Origin of the sequence: Fibrobacter sp. UWR2 (genome assembly GCF_002210285.1) — a bacterium.
GTDB lineage: Bacteria > Fibrobacterota > Fibrobacteria > Fibrobacterales > Fibrobacteraceae > Fibrobacter.
Genome location: NZ_MWQE01000010.1, coordinates 115,222 through 132,085, shown reverse-complemented (window position 1 = coordinate 132,085; position 16,864 = coordinate 115,222). Strand labels below are relative to the sequence as shown.

The 16,864-nt window shown below is 54.0% G+C and carries 15 protein-coding genes and 1 pseudogene; 10 read left to right on the top strand and 6 right to left on the bottom strand.

Features of this window, described 5'->3' with window-relative positions; translation table 11 throughout:
• The 5 genes and pseudogenes from B7994_RS12390 to B7994_RS12370 form a co-directional block, all read left to right on the top strand.
• Positions 1 to 400, top strand: a pseudogene (locus B7994_RS12390) (1,4-beta-xylanase); the annotation flags it as partial.
• A 296-nt stretch (positions 401 to 696) separates the two neighbouring features.
• Positions 697 to 2,202 carry a glycoside hydrolase family 11 protein gene (locus B7994_RS14480; RefSeq protein WP_088638776.1) on the top strand — a complete coding sequence of 502 codons (1,506 nt, stop codon included), beginning with the start codon at positions 697 to 699 and terminating at the stop codon, positions 2,200 to 2,202.
• A gap of 137 nt (positions 2,203 to 2,339) precedes the next feature.
• Complete coding sequence (locus tag B7994_RS12380) at positions 2,340 to 3,359, top strand: hypothetical protein (RefSeq protein WP_088638775.1); 1,020 nt, start codon at positions 2,340 to 2,342, stop codon at positions 3,357 to 3,359.
• Between the two features lie 34 nt (positions 3,360 to 3,393).
• Entirely contained in the window at positions 3,394 to 4,656 is a 1,263-nt protein-coding gene (locus B7994_RS12375; protein WP_088638774.1) for a CsgG/HfaB family protein, read from the top strand.
• A gap of 56 nt (positions 4,657 to 4,712) precedes the next feature.
• Positions 4,713 to 5,696 (top strand): outer membrane beta-barrel protein, encoded by a 984-nt coding sequence (locus B7994_RS12370; RefSeq protein ID WP_088638773.1) that lies wholly within the window; start codon positions 4,713 to 4,715, stop codon positions 5,694 to 5,696.
• Positions 5,697 to 5,804: 108 nt separating this feature from the next.
• Here the strand turns inward: B7994_RS12370 and B7994_RS12365 are convergent, their stop codons facing one another.
• The gene (locus B7994_RS12365) at positions 5,805 to 6,494 is read right to left on the bottom strand and encodes a hypothetical protein (protein WP_088638772.1); all 690 of its coding nucleotides are present in this window, start codon (positions 6,492 to 6,494) and stop codon (positions 5,805 to 5,807) included.
• 11 nt (positions 6,495 to 6,505) lie between these two features.
• Positions 6,506 to 7,462 carry a 4-hydroxy-tetrahydrodipicolinate synthase gene (gene dapA, locus B7994_RS12360; RefSeq protein WP_088638771.1) on the bottom strand — a complete coding sequence of 319 codons (957 nt, stop codon included), beginning with the start codon at positions 7,460 to 7,462 and terminating at the stop codon, positions 6,506 to 6,508.
• 340 nt (positions 7,463 to 7,802) lie between these two features.
• Between dapA and B7994_RS12355 the strand changes: the two genes are divergently transcribed.
• From B7994_RS12355 to B7994_RS12335, 5 genes are all read left to right on the top strand, one after another.
• The gene (locus B7994_RS12355) at positions 7,803 to 9,416 is read left to right on the top strand and encodes a phosphomannomutase (RefSeq protein WP_233143206.1); all 1,614 of its coding nucleotides are present in this window, start codon (positions 7,803 to 7,805) and stop codon (positions 9,414 to 9,416) included.
• Between the two features lie 16 nt (positions 9,417 to 9,432).
• Positions 9,433 to 10,173, top strand: coding sequence for a hypothetical protein (locus B7994_RS12350; RefSeq protein ID WP_088638770.1), 741 nt, complete (start codon positions 9,433 to 9,435; stop codon positions 10,171 to 10,173).
• Positions 10,174 to 10,215: 42 nt separating this feature from the next.
• The gene (locus tag B7994_RS12345) at positions 10,216 to 10,959 is read left to right on the top strand and encodes a YebC/PmpR family DNA-binding transcriptional regulator (RefSeq protein WP_088638769.1); all 744 of its coding nucleotides are present in this window, start codon (positions 10,216 to 10,218) and stop codon (positions 10,957 to 10,959) included.
• A 129-nt stretch (positions 10,960 to 11,088) separates the two neighbouring features.
• Complete coding sequence (locus tag B7994_RS12340) at positions 11,089 to 12,177, top strand: hypothetical protein (RefSeq protein WP_144063886.1); 1,089 nt, start codon at positions 11,089 to 11,091, stop codon at positions 12,175 to 12,177.
• A gap of 32 nt (positions 12,178 to 12,209) precedes the next feature.
• Positions 12,210 to 13,253: a hypothetical protein gene (locus B7994_RS12335; RefSeq protein ID WP_144063885.1), complete on the top strand. Its 1,044-nt coding sequence runs from the start codon at positions 12,210 to 12,212 to the stop codon at positions 13,251 to 13,253.
• On the opposite strand, the gene B7994_RS12330 is transcribed toward B7994_RS12335, so the two are convergent.
• The 4 genes from B7994_RS12330 to argC are packed head-to-tail and all read right to left on the bottom strand — an operon-like array spanning position 13,254 to position 16,863.
• Complete coding sequence (locus B7994_RS12330) at positions 13,254 to 14,369, bottom strand: N-acetylmuramoyl-L-alanine amidase (RefSeq protein WP_233143205.1); 1,116 nt, start codon at positions 14,367 to 14,369, stop codon at positions 13,254 to 13,256.
• 8 nt (positions 14,370 to 14,377) lie between these two features.
• Entirely contained in the window at positions 14,378 to 14,851 is a 474-nt protein-coding gene (gene smpB / locus B7994_RS12325; protein ID WP_088638765.1) for an SsrA-binding protein SmpB, read from the bottom strand.
• Positions 14,852 to 14,854: 3 nt separating this feature from the next.
• Positions 14,855 to 15,901, bottom strand: coding sequence for a GTPase ObgE (gene obgE / locus B7994_RS12320; protein WP_088638764.1), 1,047 nt, complete (start codon positions 15,899 to 15,901; stop codon positions 14,855 to 14,857).
• The gene (gene argC, locus B7994_RS12315; RefSeq protein ID WP_088638763.1) at positions 15,901 to 16,863 is read right to left on the bottom strand and encodes an N-acetyl-gamma-glutamyl-phosphate reductase; all 963 of its coding nucleotides are present in this window, start codon (positions 16,861 to 16,863) and stop codon (positions 15,901 to 15,903) included. Before argC ends, obgE begins: the two co-directional genes overlap by 1 nt.
• Position 16,864: the final 1 nt, after the last annotated feature.

Sequence of the window (16,864 nt, the reverse complement as noted above, 5' to 3'; positions counted from 1 at the left end):
CGAAGTGATGCTCATGACCGAAGCCGGTGGCAATGCATCGGGTTCCGTGGACTACACCTACTTCGACATGACCGACAAGTACGAAGCTCCGAAGTCTAGTTCTTCTGAGGCCAAGTCCAGCAGTTCCGTGGCCAAGTCCAGTTCCAGCACCTTTGGCCCGAGGAGTTCCAGCACCGTTGGCCCCGCTAGCAGCAGCTCTACGATCGCTATCCCGGTCGAAATGCAGTTGCAGACGGCTGCCGGCACCTTCCAGGTGTTCGATATGCAGGGTCGCTTCCTGGGCAAGCTTGAAGTCACTCCGTGCGAATCTGTAACCAGCCTCCTCAAGGCTCGCTTCCAGAACTCGGGAATCTACCTCCTGAAGCAGGGTAGAACGATGCATAGGGTTGCGGTCCGTTAGTTCGGAATTTATGACTCCTTAGATAAGGCACTCCGGCAACATGCCGGGGTGTTTTTGTTTGTGGATGTTACCGCTATAAATGTAAAATTATCTAAACAAAAAGTCTGGCTTCCTGAAAAAGGGTTGAAAACGTGCAAAAAAGTGGCTTTTTTATGCTTATTTAATGGAAAACTAATTTGCTCGAAAAGGGCGGTTTTGAAGTGTTGTTTTTTGCAACAACAAAAAAAATGGCCAAAATCGCCGATTTTTTAGGGTGAAAACTATTTTCACTACAGATTTTATCAAGGAGTACAATTATGTCTAAAACAACTCTTTTTAAGGCGGGCCTCATTTTGGCCTTTGGCCTTTCTGCTAGTGCCTTTGCGCAGACAGAAAGTTTCTGCAGCACCACGACGCATTCGCCCAGTGCGCAGAAGAAGGAAGTTTCTAGGAACGAGGTCGGTAAAGTCGGGAATATCGGTTACGAACTCTGGGACGAAAATGGCAATGGCGGTGGAAAAGCAATTTTCTATGACGATGGTTCCATGGATTGTTACATCACCAATGCCAAGGACTATCTCTGCCGTGCGGGTCTTTCTCTCGGCAGTACTCAGACTTACGACCAACTTAACGGCGATATGGTTGCCGAGTTCAAACTTATAAAGACTCCTGGCAACAATGTGCAGTATTCTTATATCGGCGTCTATGGCTGGATGGAAAATGTTCCCGGTGCGCCGAATGGATTGGTTGAATACTACGTCATCGACAATACGCTTTCCCAGTATATGCCGAGTGACTGGATCGGTGACACGAAGTTGGGCGACATTACTGTTGATGGTGCTCAATATACTGTTTACCGCAATACCCGTAATGGTCCGGCCATCACGATTGGCAATGGTCAGTTCTATCAGTATTTCAGTGTCCGCAAGTCGATGCGCGACTGCGGTACCATCAACATTTCCGAGCACATGAGACAGTGGGAGAAGAAAGGTCTCAAGATGGGTAAACTTTACGAAGCCAAGGTGCTGGGTGAAGCTGGTAACACCAGCCAAAGTGTGTCTGGCAGTCACATGGACTTCCCGCATGCTAGGGTCTATGTTGGCGAATATGTTCCGCCTGAACCGCCGAAGAAGATTGATCGTAAGCCGTTTGGCGGCACCGCTGCCGCTATTCCGGGTACTGTCGAAGCCGAAAACTTCGACGAAGGCAACTACGGTGATTCCTACTCCGGCACGCAGGGCGCCTCGGGTGAAGATGGCGACCATGATTACCGTGGTGAAGACTATCCGACCGTCGATATCGTGAATGGCGGTACCGGCAAGGCTATCGGTTACACCGCTAAGGACCTCTGGCTCGAATACACCGTGAACGTTACCGAAGATGGCGAATACGACATCGAAGCCAACGTTTCTAACGGTTCCGGTTCCGGCAAGCTCGAACTCTCCTTGGATGGCAAGTCTCTTGCTTCGCTCTCCTTCACGGGTGTCGAAGGTGACTGGGATACCTATGAAAAGTCTACGGGCAAGGCGACCCTCACCAAGGGTGAACATGTCCTCCGCATTACGGTTGCCAACGACAACACGAACATCGACTACGTGAAGTTCAGCAAGGAAGGCACGACCGCCATTGCCCAGCAGGTCCGCATGAACGGTGTCGCAGGCACTGTCCAGGTGTTTGACATCAGCGGCAAGCTCCTCGGCAAGGTCGAGATGGTGCCGGGCGTGTCTCTCTCCGAGGCTATCGCCACCAAGTTCCAGAAGTCTGGCGTGTACATGGTCAAGACGGCCGCTGGCATCCAGAAGGTTCGCGTGACTAGCCGCTAGTCCGGATTATCTGAATGTTTGGGAAAAACACCGCCTTTGGCGGTGCTTTTCTGTATTTATAGGCTATTTAGCCCTATTGACTTGCCCTTACGCTAAAGTTATATTTACAATAACTAAAGAAAGATAGAGGTTCTTGCATGAAAAAGATAACAGCCCTTTCTGTTGCGCTCCTGGCGCTTTTCGTCATGGTCTCTGCGGGCTTTGCCTACGATTTGACGGGTGGTGGCTATGGCCAGGTTCAAAAGGCGCGTCCCTCGATAGCTTTTGTCCTCACCACGTGGGAAAAGAAGGGTATCGCGGTTACGACTACCGTAGACCAGACGGTGAACAGCAATTCGGCAAGCCAGGATCTTTCTGACGAGGAATCCGACCTCTCGGCCAGTAAGGGGAGCGAGGAGACTCAGGTCGAGACAATGGTCGGTACTTTTACCGAGGATATCTGGAAGAAAATCCCTGACAACCAGATTGTCGACAAGTTCCAGCAGCAGTTCGTGAAGCAGCAGTTCAACGTGAAGGCCTCTGACATGGCCCGCAAGATTGCGATGGCCCCGAGCCTCGCGAAGACGGGCGTGAACCCCTCTGACCGTGCCGCCGTGCGCAAGTTTGCCGAAAAGGAAAACGTGAACTTTATTGCCCGCGGTGAAGTCGCCGTGCTCCGCTATGCGAGAGTGAAGGGCGGCAAGATTAAGGCTTCGCTCCAGATCGGCGTCGAGGTTATCGACGTGAATTCCGGCGAGGTCATCGCCGCGTTCTCGAATGCGGTTCATACGGTTGCGACCTCTGCAGAAGTTGCCCGCAACGGCGGTATCAACAAGGCGGCGGTCGTCGCTGCCCGCACGCTTTCGGAACAGGTACTGGATGCCTGGATCAATGCCGCGGATAACGGCGCCCAGTTTACGGTGGAACTTCGCAACATGAAGTCGGCCCGTAGCCAGAAGATTCCGTTCGAGAAGGCTCTCAAGTCTGTCGTTACCATCAATTCGCAGACTCAGCCCAAGAAAGATATCGTGACCTACGCCGTTACGTTCAAGGGCAGCAAGAGCGACCTCGGCATGGCGATTCTCGAGGCTGTTGGCGACAAGCCCGGCTTTGACGAAAAGTCTTTCGAAGGCCCGAACGATATCGACGGCAAGGTCGTCTTTGAATTCCTGAAATAAGAATTTGGACTGAACGCAAAGGAGTTTTAGCGTAATGAGAAAAGTTTGGCTTACTGCGATTGCAGCAACGGCATTTGTCCTGGTTTCGTGTGCCGCTTCTGGCCCTCACGTCGATGCCTTCAAGCGTGCCGAGGCCGCCTACAACAATGGCAAGGATGACAAGGCTATTGAGGAAGCGCTCAAGGCTCTGAAAATCAAGCCCGACTACCAGCCCGCTATCGACTTCCTGAACAAGACCTTCGACGATGTGATTGCGGCGAAGAACGATACGATTGCCATGTTCAAGAAGCGCGACGATCCGAACCCCAAGCGCTGGGATAAGATTGTCTATATGGAAGAACGGAAGGCGGAATATGCAAAGCAGCTCAAGCTGATTGCCCGCCGTAACGACAAACTCAAGCTGAGTGTGGATGTCGACCCGAACGATATCAAGGTGGCTCGTGATAGCGCCGCCGCATCGCACTATGCCGCGGGCCTCGAGAAAATGAATGAGCGTGGCAAGGCGGCCCAGCAGGTAGCCGCAGTACACTTCCGTAAGGCGTTCACCTACCACGCCGATTACGAGGATTCCAAGCAACTCTATGCCGAATGCAAGAAGAGGGGAACCATACGCGTGGCCGTAGATCCCTTCAATAACGACTACAGCGGCCGCATGGATGCCGCCCTGATTGCTGAACTCCAGAAGAACAGGGAAGCCTCTGAATTCCTCCAGTTCCTGACCCGTGCTGACCTCGACCGCGTCCTCGAGGAGCAGACTCTCGCTTCTTCGGGCGACTTCCAGAATAGCGAGGGCGAAGACATGATGGGCAAGCTCCGTAGTGCGGAGTTCCTCATAGCGGGCTCTATCGAGAAGTACGTTTGCTCTGACGACGAGAAGGGGGTGGAACGTGATCGGCAGGAGAAGGAAAATTCCGCCCGCGTGAAGATCGGAAGCCACCAGGAATGCGAGATTATGAAAAACGGCAAGCGCCGCTGCTACAACGTGAGCGATTACGATAACGTCTATGCGACCATCATTACGGACTCGCTTACGAAGAAGGCCTCCACATCCGGTGCAATCCAGATTCTCGACTTCGCGACTGGCGAAATCAAGAAAAAGGCCGATGTACGTGTTGGCGTATTGTCTTCGGGAATCGTGGCTGGTTGCTCCGGTGACCCGCGCGCTTTCAAGCCTATCTGCAAGCATACCGAAATCACGCTCCGTTCCTGCAGCGAGATGGCCGACCAGATGACGGTCGACTTTGCGCGGAAGGCAGTCAAGGAAATAATCGATTTCACGAAAAGTTTCTTGAAGTGACCGAAAAAACTATATTTTGTATAAACAAATAACTACACAATCAAGGAGAAGTCTATATGAAAAAGAGGTTCCTGTTCCTCGCCTCGATGAGCCTTGTCGGCACGATGGCGTTTGCCCAGGATGACTACGACTATGGTGACGATTACGGCACCGAAGCCGCTAGCGCCTCTGAAGAATCCACCGACGTGGGTAGCAGCGAGCCTGCCGCTGAACAGCCGGCTTCTGACGTCGAGTACAAGAGCATGGACGACGAGAGCAAGAAGACGAGCCGTGACGAAAAGGAACGCTCCCTCTTTGATGAACCGCTCACTTTTGGTTTCCACCTGGGATTTGGCGTTAGCATGCTCTATGCTACCGAAATCTGCGGTACGGATGCCGCTGGTACCGAAGCTTGCACCAACTATGGTGACGACCTCTTCGGTGGTGGACTCGAACTCGGTTTGGGTATTTCCTACGCCCTCCTCCCGAGCATTCGCCTGGCCTTGGTGGCAGAACCCTCTCTCGAATTTAAGGTCTACAGCGCAGACCTCGGCACCTACCAGATTGGTACGACCTATACGGATGACTATGGCTGGGATGTCAATTCCTACTACATTAGCGATGTGACTCTCGATGCCTGGATGTTTGCCATCAAGGTCCCGGTCTTTGTCCGCTACTACCCGAAGAAGGACCTCTATGTCCAGCTCGGTCTTAGCTTCGAACTCAACCTCGGCACCTCTGTCTCCTACACGGATGAAGATGGCAACGAAGTCAAGGGTATTGAACATCAGGACTTGAACTACGACGGTTCCGACAAGAACGTCTACAAGTACTTCGACGTGAACTCCTTCGTCCTGGGCCTCAACTTCGGTATGGGTACGACGGTTAGCCTCGGCAACATGATGGCCGACGCCGAAATCCGCCTTATCCTCGACATGATGCCGATGACCAAGTTCAACGACGGGTTCCACGATTATACCATGAACAAGTACGGCTACAAGTTCAACGACAGCGACGCCAAGTCCTGGCAGGTCCAGATCGTTCTCAAGCCCTGGTTCTAATCGGATAGTTTAAGAACAAACGAAGAGCCCCACAAATGCGGGGCTTTTTCTGTGCAAAAAAAATACCGGGCGGCATTGCCGTCCGGTACATTTAGTATAAATTAGCGATTACTTCTTGCCTTTCTTAGCAGCCTTCTTGCCGCTTTTCGGAGGATGGGCTGCAATCTTCTTCACGCTCTTGTCAGCCTTCGCAAATTCGGCTTCGGCGGCTTCGTAAACGGCCTGGGCCTGACGGAGAGCGTCGGTCGGGTCGATTTCGATGGCTTCGGAAGCTTCGTCCACGAGCTCGGCGAATTCGTCGTACCAGTCAGCGAAGATTTCCACTTCGAGGTGGTCGACGCCCGGAACCGTGAGGCGTGCGCCGCAGGCTTCGCCGATGCGGTCGAGGAACTTGGCCATCTGCGGCTTGAGGAGCGTGAGGTCGAGACCGTCGAGGTCCTCGGGTTCGAAGTAGACGGCGTCGACATCGCTGTCGTCGTCCTTGGCCTTCTTCTTGCCCTTGCCGCACTTGCAGTCTTCGCCGCACTGGCATTCGACATTCTCGTTGCCGTAGAGCGCCATGTACTCGTCATCGTCCATGCCGCTGTCGTAGTAGAACTCGTCGTCTTCGAGGTAGAGTTCTTCCACGAAGATTCCCTTTGCGCCGAGCGTCTTTGCTGCAGCGATGAATTCCTTGAGGTCGCCGCCGAAGTAGCGGGTCGATTCAGCTTCCTCGTTCAGGGTTTGGACGGGAATGGGGGAGAGTTTCTGCTTCTTGATGTAGTCGCAGATTTCGTCGATAATGGATTTCTTGGCCATAGTTTTTTCTCCTAGACGTGGTACTTCTTCAGGCTCGGGGCCTTTTCTTCGATAAGCTTCATGATGCGGGCGACAGCGTCGGCGCCGTTGGCCGTGTCCTTCACGCTCACGAGCGGCTGGAACAGCGGGCTGTTGAACAGTGTGCCCAGCGGAATCGGGTTCTTGCGGCAGAACGTGATGTCGATAAAGTCGCGGGCATCCTTCTGCAGGTTGTGCGCCTTCTCCTTGTCGCCGGCCTGGAATGCCTTGTACAGTTCGACGAACGTCTTCGTGGCCTCGGGGATGTTGCCCGAAGCGCTGATGAGGCCCGTGCCGCCCATCTCGAGGAGGTCGGCGAACAAGCCGTCTTCACCGCTCATCACGGCGAAGTCCTTGCCCTTCGTTTCCTTGATGACGCGCATCGTGTCTTCGTGGAACTTCTCGCCAAAGCCGAATTCCACGGCCTGCTTGAGGCCGATGATGTTCTTGTCTTCGGCAAGTTCGATAAGGGTGTCGGGATGCACGTAGCTGGAGGTGCGGCCCGGAACGTTGTAGATAACGATCTTGGCACCGGTCTCGCTGCTGAGCGTGCGGTAGTGCTTCAGGAGGCCTTCCTGCGGCGGGTTGTTGTAGTAGCCGGTAACGCAGAGGACTGCCACCGGGGCAATCTTCTGCACGTTCTCGATCATTTCGATGGATTCGCGGGTGCAGTTGCTGCCGGCACCGGCAATAACAGGCACGCGGCCGTCCACGTAGTCGAGAGTAAACTTGATGACATCGAGGTGCTGCTGCGGAGAGACCGTCGCACTCTGACCCGTGGTCACGGCAGGGAGCACGCCACTTGCGCCGTTTGCAATCACGTCGTCAATCATCTGACCCATCTTCTTGTAGTCGATGGAGTTGCGAAGGTTCTTGGGGTCGTCGTTCTTGAGCGGGGTGAACAACGCGGGGAAAACACCAGTAAGTTGAGAAGCGTTAGTAATCTGCATAGTGGCCTAAAAATAATAAATGTTGGTTGTTCCTAGTTATATGGTGCCTGTGACTTGGGGTGAAAGCGTTGGCTCAACAATGGCTCTGCCGCGAGGGGTTGCGTACAAACTAATTTGCCGGGTGGCGTGTTGCTCTTGTTTGCCGGGGCTTGATTATACGATAAATGTAAAACGTTGAGGCATAACGAAATACGAACTTTGTCAATATGCAACTTTTACTAAATTGGCGCTCTTTCAGAGCGCATTTAGTTCGGCTCGGCAATGCCAAAACAATAAATTGTTTTGTCGCTGCACTCGCCTTTTACTAAATTTTGCCCGTTAAAACTAAAAAGGAACCTTTATGGAAAACATTACCCAGATTTGGAAGAAGATTCAGTCCCCCGAATTCAACCCGGCCACCGATATGGGCCTGGTCGAACAGGTGAAGCAGGTCGCCCTGACCTCGCAGGAAAGTGCCAAGGTGAGCTTCGGTACTTCCGGCTGGCGCGGCGAAATCGGTTCTGAATTTACCCTCCGCAATCTGCAGGTCGTGGGTGCCGCCATCGTGCGCCTCTACAAGGAAGCTACTCCCGAACTCTTTGCTGCCCTCGGCGTGAAGGACTTTGCCGAACTCCAGAAGCGCGGCGTGGTTGTTGGCCACGATAACCGCCTCCTCGGTCACGAGTTCTGCGAGGCTGTGGCCGACCAGTTCGCCAAGGCCGGCGTGAAGGTCTACTACGGTGGCGAGATGCCGACTCCGGAATTCAGCGCCGCTATCGAGATGCTCGGTGCCGCCTGCTCCATCAACATGACCCCGAGCCACAACCCGAGCCACTACAACGGTATCAAGTTCAACCCGGCCGACGGCGGTCCTGCCGGTCCGGAAATCACGAACGTCATCACGAAGCTCAGCAACGAAATGATGGCCACCTGGAAGTTTGAACCGGTGGGCAAGGTTGACTGGGAAATCATCGACTCCCTCAAGATTTACAAGGAATTCCTCGTTAAGCAGGGCACCATCAAGTTCGACCGCATCAAGGAATTCATCAAGAAGGGCCGCCTGACCCTCGTGTGCGACCACGTGCACGGCTCTACCCGCCGCCGCCCTGCCGCCCTGCTCGACAATCCGGAATGCCTCATCACGCTCCGCAACGAAGACGATTCCCTGTTCGGCGGCATCGCCCCGGAACCGTCCAGCAAGAACCTCGAGAAGGTCCGCAAGGTTTTGGACGAAAGCAAGAGCGAGTTCCGCCTCGGTGCGATTTTCGACCCGGATGGCGACCGCATCCGCTTCTACGACGGTACGCGTGAAATTGACATGAACCAGTTCGGTGCCATCGCGTTCCACTACATGGCCACCTGGCGCAAGGAACAGGGCTGTGTTGCCAAGTCCGTCGCTACATCTAACTTTGTGAACATTATTGCCGAAAAACTCGGTGTGCCTGTGATGGAAACTCCGGTGGGCTTCAAGAACTTCCGCCCGTGGCTCAGCCGCAATGCGAAGCAGAAGGCTCTCGTGGCGTTCGAAGAATCCGACGGTATCTCCGGCCTCAACAACACGCTCGAGAAGGATGCCCAGTTCGGCCTCCTCATCGCTCTTGAAATCATGGCCGTTACCGGCAAGAACCTCGGCGAATACCTCGATGCCCTTTACGAAGAGTACGGCCGCTTCTACCCGACCCGCTCGGGCTTCGAAGTGGACAAGTCCCTCGTGGGTGCCCCGCTCAAGGCCAAGGTCGACGCTATCGCAACGATCGCGAAGCCGGGTGCCAAGGTCATGGTCGGCAAGAACGAGAAGACTGTTAAGCAGCTCCTTACGCTCGATGGCGTGAAGGTCATCTTCGAAGACGACTCCTGGATGCTCGTGCGTCCGTCGGGTACCGAACCGAAGGTGCGCATCTACACCGAATGCCGCGAACCGGATGAAAAGGACCCGATGTTCGAGGCTGCGAAGGCGCTGTTTTTCAAGAACTGATTATTAGGGAGGGTTTATGAAGAAGATTCTGGCATTGCTTGTGCTTGCGTTTGCAGTAGTAGGCTATGCACAGCAGGGTAACATCAAGCCGAAGTTTCAGGCGTTCTCCGGAGCGCTCCTGAAGTTGAAGGATGCTGAGAAGGGTTTCCAAAAATTCTCGCTGAAGGTGGATGTGGCTCCGTGGTCGTTCCAGGCCATCGGTGAGGTGCGCGTGCCCAATGGCGATTCGGAAGCCCTCCGCGAGGCCCTTTTCGAAGGTGACCTCTATGCGGTGCTTGCCTATATTGACAATTCTCCTGTGGAAATCAACGGCGATGTATATCAGGTTGGTCTCTTCGATGTCATGATCTACTTCGACGACGAACCGACAACGGTTCGCAACGTGAAGTTCAAACTGCTGCCGCCGGTCGATGACGATTGGTCCAAGTCGGGCCTGCAGGATGCCCTTTCTTCGGGTTCGCTGCTTGGCAAGATTTGGGACGGCAAGTACGAACGCGAAATCACGAAGGCTTCTGCCGACCCGATGGACAAGGGCAAGCTCAAGGCGATGAAGCGCAAGAAGCAGGAGGCTGCCGAAGAAGCTGCCGCCATGAGCGTCTCCGAGAAAAAGAAGAAGCGCATGAAGGATATGGCAGAAGAAGACCAGCCGAAGAAGAAAAAGAAAAAAAAGAAGGCTTCTAGGGATGAGGATGAATGCGACGATCCGAGCTTCACTCCGAAAGAAAGGAAGCGCTGTCTGATGATGAAGAAAAGGTAAATTTTTAACCAAAACGAAAACCGCAATAATTTGAGGTAATCTATGTCCGGTCACTCCAAATGGGCCACCACCAAACGCAAGAAAGCCAAGACTGACGTCGCTCGCGCCAAGGCTTGGAACAAGTTGATTAAGGAAATCTCCATCGCTGCCAAGCTCGGTGGCGGAAACCCGGATGCGAACCCGCGTCTGCGTGCCGCCATTCTCAAGTCCAAGAGCCAGAGCCTGCCGACCAAGAACATCGAAAGCGCCATCGCCAAGGGTACGGGTGCGAACTCCGGTACCGAAATGACGGAGCCGATGTACGAAGGACGCGGCCCGGGCGGAATCGCCATCATGGTGCAGTGCATGACCGACAACAAGGTCCGCACCGTTGCCGAAATCCGCAACATCTTTAACAAGAACAACGGTTCCATGGGCGAATCCGGCTCCGTTTCCTGGGCCTTCACTTACAAGGGCGTGATTATCGTCGACGCCGAGAAGTACCCCGAAGACCAGGTGATGGACCTCGTGCTCGAAGCCGGTGCCGAAGACATGTCCACCGAAGACGGCGTGCATGAAATTTCCACCTCTCCGGAAGCATTTGACGCCGTTTCCAAGGCTCTCGAAGCTGCGAACATCGAAATGATGAGCGCCGAACTCTCCTACGTCGCCAACGACCCGGTCAAGCTCGGCCACGACGACGCGGTGAAGCTCCTCAAGCTCATCGACAAGTTCGAAGATCACGACGATGTGCAGGAAGTCTACCACAACGCCGAAATCGACGAAGCCGACATGGACGCTGAGTAAGAATCCGTGAAACTTTAAAAAGCCGGGTGCTGTATGCATCCGGCTTTTACTTTTTGTCCATAAAAATATTTAGAATAAAATATCATTGGCCTGAAAAAGAATATATTTTATGGTAAAAAAGGAGGAAGTATGAATATCCGTAGATTGTTTCGTTTGAGTTTTTTGTCCGTTGCTGGCTTTTTTTGGGCGAGTTGCGGTGATTCGAATTCTTCTACTGGAGCGAATGGAGCGGATGACGGCGATGAACCTGAAAGTTCATCCGTGACACAGCCACAGACTAGTTCTTCCGCGGAACCGGAATCTTCTGATGTTGCGCACGAGTCTTCTTCGTCGGATGCTACAAGTTCTTCGAGTAATCAAATCGAGAGTTCTTCTAGCGCTAAACAATATATTTTGGCAAGCGATTCCTCTGTAACCTGTGCAAAGGAAAAAAGCACGTATTCAACTTGCAAAAACACTTCTGCGTCTTTGCCCAGTTATTCGTGCATGGAATTGCAGGACTTCCTGAAAAAGGACACGTCCGTAACAGAAAAAGTATTGCTGGCCTGGGAAGAAAAGTTGGAGTCGTGCGGGGCGGTTTCGATGCCTGTGGCCGTTTATGGCGTTTTCTATGATCCTTGTGCCAATGCTCCCACCTATACTAAAGTTGAAATGAAGTGCTCCAATGGCGTCTACTATCCCGATTACAAGGTGGATGGTGACCTGGTTTACAAGAATATCGAGGAATACAATGCGGCCCATGGAATAAGTTCCAGTTCTGCAACGGAAAGTTCCAGTTCTGCTGTGGAAAGTTCTAGCTCGGTGCAGGAGGATCTAGTTCAAAACTGCCCGCATGATGAATTTTCGCTGTTTGCCGATATCCTTGCCGATGTGCAGGGCGCGCTGTACGAAAAAATCGTGAAGAACCTGGAAGAAAATACGGAACTCAGCGAAGCTCAAAAGACTTATCTGGAAGGTGTCCTGGATCGTGAGAACAAGAAGCTGAAAGGCAACTTTGCTCCATACCTTGAAGGTGACCTCCGGATAGAAGAGGTTGTCCTTGGTGAGCTCGGAACCCACGGTGCATATTCTGTAAACTGGTTTGACGGCTACATTGCCAAGACGAAAACCTGTGCAGGCGGAACTCCGGAAATCACGGAATCATACAAGGCGTCGTATGACGCCATCTATGAGGAGGCTCTTGACTTGCTGAATAGCCAGCTGGCCAAGGTAAAGTAACCTGTTTATATTAAAGGGAAAAGGAGAAAATCATGAATATTCGCAGGTTCTTTCGCTTAGGCTGCTTGACAGTCGCAGGCTTCTTTTGGGCGAGTTGTGGAGGTGATTCGAATTCCCAGGGGCCGGATAATACGCCTGATCCAGAATCTTCTTCGGATGTTACGGGGACTAGTTCCAGTGCTGAACCGGAAAGTTCGTCTGTAGTACCCGAGTCGAGTTCTTCGGATGTCGCCCTGTCTAGTTCCTCTGATGTAGGGGAGTTGAGTTCGTCGAGTGAAGAAAAACTTAGGTTGGCTAGGGATACCTCCGTAACCTGCACGACATACCTGTCCGTGGTAGGAAGCTGCCCCGTATCTTCGGAACCTTACTATTCGTGTATGGATTTACAGGAGTTCCTGAAAAAGGACACTACGGTCTCGGAAAAGATTCTGAACAAGTGGGAAAAAAAGCTGCTTTCGTGTGGCGCCATTCAGGAAGAGGTGCCGCTTTATGGTATCGTGTACCAGGTTTGCCCCCATTATTCGGTTCCGTATCTTAAATGCTCCGATGGCAAGGATTACAAGCTGTATGCGCAAGACAATGGAATCGCCTACGTCACAGAAAAGGAATACTACGAGACGCATAGTTCCAGTTCCGTTGCGGAAAGTTCCAGTTCTAGCGCGGAGCCAGAAGACCTGGTCACGAACTGCCCGCAGGATACCTTTGCCCTGTTTGTAGATGTCCTTGCCGATGTGCAGAAGGAACTGTACGAAAGGATTGTGAAGGTCCTTGATGAAAACGATACCTTGCCCGAAGCGAAAAAGGTGTTCCTGGATAGTATCGTTGATCGAGAAAAGAATACCTTGAGAGGGAATCTGTTCCCCTATTATTGGGCGAATTATGATTATGATACAGAACACGTAAGTGTGAGCATGTCCGATCACTGGTTTAACGGCTATGTGGCGAAGACCAGGACATGTGCGGACGGAACGCCCGAGACGACTGATCTCTATCGGGAAAAGTACGATGGAATCCTTCAGGAATGCCTGGACCTGATTAATAAAGAATTGGAGAGGATTGACGCTGACGCGGAATAACTACCGTCCGAGCGTTTCGCGGTAGCTGTGCACTGCTTCCTTGTAGGTGCTTACGGCCTTCGCGATGCGTGCGGCGATATCGGCCTGGCCGTCTTTGCTCATCATGTAGGCCTCGTCCTCGAGGTTGCTGATGAACCCGATTTCGAATAGCACGGCGGGCATGAGTGCGCCCACGAGTACCATGAACCCTGCACCGCCGACACCGCCTGCCTGACGCTTGATTTTGCCGCCGTCGAGGGCCTTGAGCATTTCTTCGGTGAACATGTAGCTGTTCTGCTTGTACTTTTCGAGGCGGGCTTCCAGCTTGAACCATTCGATGGGGGAAAGTTCTTCTTTTGCGTTCTTTTCGCCGTACAGTGTAGCCACCTTGTTTTCGCGGCGGGCAATGGCCTTGTCTTCTTCGCTTTCGGGGGCGCGCAGCACGTACACGTGGTAGCCGCGGATCTGCTTCTTGCGTTCTGGGGTCGCGTCGATGGCGTTGCAGTGCAGGCTGATGAACAGGTCACCGTCCCACTGGTTCGCGAGGTTCGCGCGCTGGCCGAGCTCGATGAACACGTCCTTGTCGCGGGTCATCTTCACGTTGAAGCCTTCCTTCTCGAGGGCTTTCTTCACCAACTTGCCGATGGAAAGCACGATGTCCTTTTCTTGCGAGTTCTTGCCGAGTGCTCCGGAGTCCTTGCCGCCGTGGCCGGGGTCAATGACGATGGTCTTGACTTCGCGCGTGCCCGCGGTCTCGTTCTTGGGGGCGGTGGTCTTGTTGCTAGCCGAAGACTTGGCGGCTTGCGCAGTCGTATTCTTTACCGCGCTGGAACTTGCTGCAGTAGAACTGCTGCTTGCCGGTTTTGCCTTCTGGAAAATGCGGTTTGCGTCGTATTCCGCAATCCAAAGGTGGCCGTCTTCGAGTACCGGGCTTGCCGAAAGGTCAAGCGATTCACCGTTCACGTAGGCGAAGGGCAGCCCGATGGCGAATTTCGCGGTATCCTTGTCCGCGACCATGATGAAGGATTTCTGTACGGGGAACCAGTGGAACGATGCTCCGATTTTCTTGGAGAAGGCTTCGGCATCGACGGCAGTCACGTCGGCAAACGAGATTGCCCAGCCGACAACCAGGAGCAAAGCGAGGATTAACGGTGTGCCTTTGCGGCGCGGTCCATTTCCAGCTTTGCTTCGCGGTTGATTATATCCTGACGCTTGTCGCGTTGATCCTTGCCTCTGCATATTCCAATTTCGAGTTTAGCACGTCGGTTCTTAAAGTATAGTTTCAGCGGGACGATGGTGCAACCCTTGAGTTCCTTCGCCTTGCGCATTTTCTGGATTTCATGGGCGTGGGCGAGGAGCTTGCGCTTGCGTGCGGGGAAATGGTTGAACCGGTTCGCGAAAAGGTATTCGTCTATGCGGGCGCCCACGAGCCAGAGTTCGTCTTTTTTCTCGTCCACGTCGACCCAGGCTTCGCTGATGGTGCATTTGCCGTCACGGATGGACTTGACTTCGGAGCCAATGAGCATGATGCCCACCTCGAACGTCTCGTCGACGAAATAGAGGTGCGACGCCTTGCGGTTCATGATGACCGGCGTGCTCTGTTGCTCCTTCTTGGCCATGCGCTAAGCCTTCTTGCCCCAGCCGCCCTTTTTGCCGCTAGCGGTGGGAACGCTCTTGCTTTCCCAGCCGATTTTCTTCTTTTGCACGTGCGGGACGGCTTCGTCGAGTGCCTGGATGAGTTCCTTGCAGCCGTCTCCGTTCATGGCCGATGTCACGATGACCTTTTCACGGTGAGCCTTGAACTGCTTGAGGGCGTCGTCGATGCCGAGGTCGCTCTTGTTGAGTGCAATGAGGTAGGGCTTCTTGGCGAGCTTCGGGTGGAACGCCTTGAGTTCTTCCTTGAGCACGGTGAACTGCTCGTAGGCGTTCTCGGCAAAGCCATCAATCACGAACAGCAGCGTGTGCGTGCGTTCGATATGCTTGAGGAACTGGTGGCCGAGGCCCTTGCCTTCGCTGGCACCTTCCAGGAGACCGGGGATGTCAGCAACCACGAAACTGTGGCCGTTCGTCTGCACGATGCCGAGCACCGGTTCGAGGGTGGTGAAGGGGTAGTCGCCGACTTTCGGGCGACCGCTTGAAATCTTGTTCACGAGGCTCGACTTGCCCGCGTTCGGGAACCCGACGAGGCCCACGTCTGCCATGAGCTTGAGTTCCAAGAAGAGTTCGCGGACTTCGCCCTTTTCGCCCGGAGTGCACTTGCGCGGAGCCTGGATCTTGGGGGTGGCGAAATGCTGGTTGCCCATGCCGCCCTTGCCGCCGCGTGCGGCAATCCATTTCTGCCCTACTTCGGTGAGGTCGGCCAGGATGCGGCCGTCGCTGTCCTTGACGATTGTGCCTCGCGGGACATCCACGATAAGGTCGTCCGCCGAAGCTCCCGTGCAGCGCTTGGCTCCACCGGGCTGGCCGTTCTTCGCCTTGTACAGGCGCGCGTTGCCCATGTCGAGGAGCGTGGAGTACTGCTCGTTCACCTTGAGGATTACGTGACCGCCGCGCCCGCCATCACCGCCGTCCGGGCCTCCCAGAGGCACGAACTTTTCACGGTGGAAACTGCAGATGCCGTCGCCGCCCTTGCCGGAACGCACTTCGATTGATTTTTCGTCAAGAAACATTAAAGGCTGATTCCTTCGTCTAGTCCGAGTGCGATGTTCATGTTCTGGATGGCGGCGCCGCTGGCGCCCTTGCCCAGGTTGTCGATAATAGTCGTCACCTGCATTACGTTCTCGTTGCCGAAAACCTGGATGCGGGCGTTATTTGTGTCGTTGCAGACCGTCGGGTCAAGCCTTCCGTTGAATAGCGTGGGGGCTGCTTCATAGGGCATCACCTTCACGAAACGGCTGCCTTCGTAGTGCTTTGCCAATATTTCGGTGAGGCCTTCGGGACCGAGCTTCTTGTTGAGCGCATTCGCGAAGATGGAAACCGTCACCGCCATGCCCTTGTAGAAGGGGCCGAGTACCGGATTGAAGAACGGTGTGTTCTCCAGTTCGCAGTACTTCTTCATTTCGGGCAGGTGCTTGTGGCTAAGCGCAAGCGCGTAGGGGGCGGGGGCCATGATGGCCTTTGATTCGCCGGCCTTGTGTTCCATTGCGGCTGCTTCTTCGTATTCGGCGATGAGCTTCTTGCCGCCGCCGGAATAACCGGTAATGCTGTATGCCGAAAGGTTCGCGTTCTTCGGGAGGATGCCTGCGGCAACCAGCGGGTAAACGCCGAGAATGAATCCCGAGGCGTGACAGCCGGGGTTCGCGATGCGCCTGCTCTTTGCAATCGCCTCGCGCTGGGCCGCCGAGAGTTCGGGCATGCCGTAGGTCCACGCAGGGTTTACGCGATGCGCCGTAGAGGCGTCGATAACGCGGGTGTTCGGGTTTTCGCAGAGGGCGGCACTTTCAATCGCTGCCGCATCGGGCAGGCAAAGGAACGTCACGTCGGACTCGTTGATGAGCCTCTTGCGTTCGTTTACATCCTTGCGGAGTTCGGGGGCGATGCGCAGCACTTCGATATCGGTGCGCTTTGCGAGCCTCTCGTAAATCTGCAGGCCGGTCGTTCCTGCTTCGCCGTCAACAAAAACTTTGAACATC

Bases quoted from the DNA above. Each gene is read 5' to 3' on its own strand.
- B7994_RS12380 (WP_088638775.1), top strand. From the start codon at position 2,340: ATGAAAAAGATAACAGCCCTTTCTGTTGCGCTCCTGGCGCTTTTCGTC.
- argC (WP_088638763.1), bottom strand. From the start codon at position 16,863: ATGTTCAAAGTTTTTGTTGACGGCGAAGCAGGAACGACCGGCCTGCAG.
- obgE (WP_088638764.1), bottom strand. From the start codon at position 15,901: ATGTTTCTTGACGAAAAATCAATCGAAGTGCGTTCCGGCAAGGGCGGC.
- B7994_RS12350 (WP_088638770.1), top strand. From the start codon at position 9,433: ATGAAGAAGATTCTGGCATTGCTTGTGCTTGCGTTTGCAGTAGTAGGC.
- dapA (WP_088638771.1), bottom strand. From the start codon at position 7,462: ATGCAGATTACTAACGCTTCTCAACTTACTGGTGTTTTCCCCGCGTTG.
- B7994_RS14480 (WP_088638776.1), top strand. From the start codon at position 697: ATGTCTAAAACAACTCTTTTTAAGGCGGGCCTCATTTTGGCCTTTGGC.
- B7994_RS12345 (WP_088638769.1), top strand. From the start codon at position 10,216: ATGTCCGGTCACTCCAAATGGGCCACCACCAAACGCAAGAAAGCCAAG.
- B7994_RS12365 (WP_088638772.1), bottom strand. From the start codon at position 6,494: ATGGCCAAGAAATCCATTATCGACGAAATCTGCGACTACATCAAGAAG.
- B7994_RS12370 (WP_088638773.1), top strand. From the start codon at position 4,713: ATGAAAAAGAGGTTCCTGTTCCTCGCCTCGATGAGCCTTGTCGGCACG.
- B7994_RS12375 (WP_088638774.1), top strand. From the start codon at position 3,394: ATGAGAAAAGTTTGGCTTACTGCGATTGCAGCAACGGCATTTGTCCTG.
- smpB (WP_088638765.1), bottom strand. From the start codon at position 14,851: ATGGCCAAGAAGGAGCAACAGAGCACGCCGGTCATCATGAACCGCAAG.
- B7994_RS12355 (WP_233143206.1), top strand. From the start codon at position 7,803: ATGGAAAACATTACCCAGATTTGGAAGAAGATTCAGTCCCCCGAATTC.
- B7994_RS12340 (WP_144063886.1), top strand. From the start codon at position 11,089: ATGAATATCCGTAGATTGTTTCGTTTGAGTTTTTTGTCCGTTGCTGGC.
- B7994_RS12335 (WP_144063885.1), top strand. From the start codon at position 12,210: ATGAATATTCGCAGGTTCTTTCGCTTAGGCTGCTTGACAGTCGCAGGC.